This is a genomic window from Streptococcus mitis, assembly GCF_005844455.1.
In the GTDB taxonomy this organism is placed as follows: Bacteria; Bacillota; Bacilli; order Lactobacillales; family Streptococcaceae; genus Streptococcus; species Streptococcus mitis_BF.
Map to the genome: position 1 here is coordinate 1 of NZ_SPGF01000106.1, position 2,517 is coordinate 2,517.

General features: G+C 37.5%; 2 protein-coding genes. One reads left to right on the plus strand and one right to left on the minus strand.

Annotated features, from left to right (window positions below; genetic code table 11):
* On the plus strand, positions 1 to 244 hold a 244-nt coding region (locus FGQ53_RS11540; RefSeq protein WP_171019153.1), incomplete at its 5' end, for a transposase.
* Positions 245 to 527: 283 nt separating this feature from the next.
* Here FGQ53_RS11540 and FGQ53_RS11545 read toward each other — a convergent pair.
* Entirely contained in the window at positions 528 to 2,078 is a 1,551-nt protein-coding gene (locus FGQ53_RS11545) for an ATP-binding cassette domain-containing protein (RefSeq protein WP_138338915.1), read from the minus strand.
* Between the last annotated feature and the right edge of the window lie 439 nt (positions 2,079 to 2,517).

Consider the following 2,517-nt stretch of genomic DNA (forward strand, 5'->3'; position numbering starts at 1 on the left):
CACCTGGCACAAGTCTCAGGCTTTGGAGTTGCCAGAAAATATCACGTGTACATTTATTCCTCCATACACTCCAGAAATGAATCCCATTGAGCAAGTTTGGGCAGAGATACGAAAGCGTGGATTCAAAAACAAGGCCTTCAAATCTTTAGAAGAAGTCATTTTGAAGTTAGAAACAGTGATTCAAAATTTGGAAATAGAATGCCTGAGGAAGATTGTTCACAGAAAATGGATTTGTCCAGAATAGATTTTTGATGAGTGTTAGAAGTAGTTTTTATCCGTCTATTTAGAGTTGATTACAAATGATCTTGAAAGAAATTATTGACTTGAATGTGGATATAAGATTTATTCACTGATTATAATGTTTAAATAGCGCTCCAAAGCAAAGAATTATCCTCATGAGTATGAATATTATAAAATTTGTCCCAAACTTAATCTATAGTAATCAATTTATTAAAAATAAACATTGTAGTCGTATTTTAAAGATTGTTTTTCCAACAATTCTTTAGGTTTCTTTTTGTTTATAAATCTTATAAATTAACTACCTCCAAACCATGTTCTGTCAAGCGATAGATGGTCGAACAGACCTCTTTTAAGAAACGACTGTCATGCGAAACAGTGACGAGACCGCCTGGATAAGTGGCAAAGAGTTTTCTGATTTGGGGTTGAGAAGTGGGAGAAAAGTTTCGTGTGGGTTCATCTAAGAGGAGAAAGTTTGGTTTGCGTAACACTAAATCCAAAAGCAGGAGTTTACCTTGTTGCCCGCCAGACAAAGAGCGGATTTGGTGATGCATCTCTGGATAACTAAAATTGAGACTGGCTAAGTGAGATTGAATTTTCTGTAGTTCTTCTTTTTGTCCAGTTTGGCTGAGATAGTCTACTGGAGATAGACTTAATTGCAGTTTTTTGTGGTAATCTTGTGGCATAAAACCAAGAGAAACCTCTCTTTTGGCGCTTAGTAGTTGTTGTAACTTGGCTAACAGAGTTGATTTTCCAACACCATTTGGTCCGATGATACCGATTTTTTCTTTGCCACGGACAGTTAGTTGTAACTCCTGAACTAAAACTCGCTCGCCAATGGACAAATTTTCTTTTTCCAGTTGGATTAATGTTTTAGAAGCTGGTAATGGTTGGATCTCTGAAAAGAAAAGTTGGATTTGTTCTTCTTCAAGTGGCTTTTGAGTCATGGACTGAGCTGCTTTTTCGTAACGTTTTTCTTGAGAGAGAACATTTTTCATCTTTTTAGCTAATAGGCGGCCCGCAACATCATTTTTAGTGTTACGCAAGGCAGTTTCTACCTTTTGCTTAACTCTGCGATGCTTTTCCATGTTTTTATTGTAGGCTCTCTGGTCATTGGCAGCTTGCTGGCTTTGTCTGACAAAATTAACCTTTCGCTGGTCGCTATAGCTATCATAATCTAAATGCTCTACTAGTGTTTCCGCTTCCTTTCGGTGCTTAACCAGTCGTAAGTGGATAATGGTATCTGCCGTTTGAGAGAGGAATTCTTCATCATGAGAAATGAAAATAACGGTTTGCCTCATCTTCTGAATTTGACCTTTTAGCCAATCAATCGTCTCAAGATCTAGGTCATTTGAAGGTTCATCTAAAAATAGAATGTCAAAGGGTTTGGCCAATTCATGGATGAGTTGAACTTTCAAAGCTTCGCCTCCCGAGAGGCTACCAATTTCTTGGTCGCTAGCAAAACGGTCGCTATCAAAGTGCAATTCCTCCGCCAAACGATAAAGAATGCTGTAGTCTAAATCAGCAGAATCCAAAAAGAAGTAGTCGTGTAGAGATCTTTTTTTCAGATGCTCAGCTAGCTTTTGAGGAATGTAGGCTAGTGACTGAAGGTCGGATTGGATGTCTCCCTTGATAGTGAAATCAAGCAATGCTTCCCCCATTAAAGCTCGTAGTAAGGTCGATTTGCCATTTCCTTCTTCACCAATAATAGCAACCTTTCCCCCGTCTTGGATAGTCATGGTTAGGTCAGATACAAGATCTCGTAGATCTTTGTTTTGAGTGATGGTCAGATGATTGATTTTTATCATATTGTTGCCCTTTCTAGAATGTCCATAGTGCATAACAAAAAGCTCTACTTTACCTAGTAGAGCCCAAAGTCACTGTCCAAAACTCTATTATCCTCGTTGAAAAGCTCGTCAAACTAGCTTGGAGTTGCCTAATCTAACCCAAGAGGAGCATAGCTTTCTAGTTTTTTGATTTTCAATGAGGACAAGATACTAGAAAATCTAGTATAAAAAGAGCACACAAAAAGAGACAAAAACAAGATCTACTAAATAAAGATTCTTTATTTGATAGACTTAGTTGTTCATGTCTCCCTTACCTCCGAGTATTAGTACCTTTATCCTATACCTTTCAGGAAATTTTGTCAATAGAAAACAAGTAATCTCAAGATCTAAAATCCAAAAAGCTAACTTCTCAAAGCAACTTCCACTTGGCTGGTCAAAGTGGAAATTAGTCTAAAACGGATTTTTATGGTGGAATTAAGTGTGAGACGTTTAA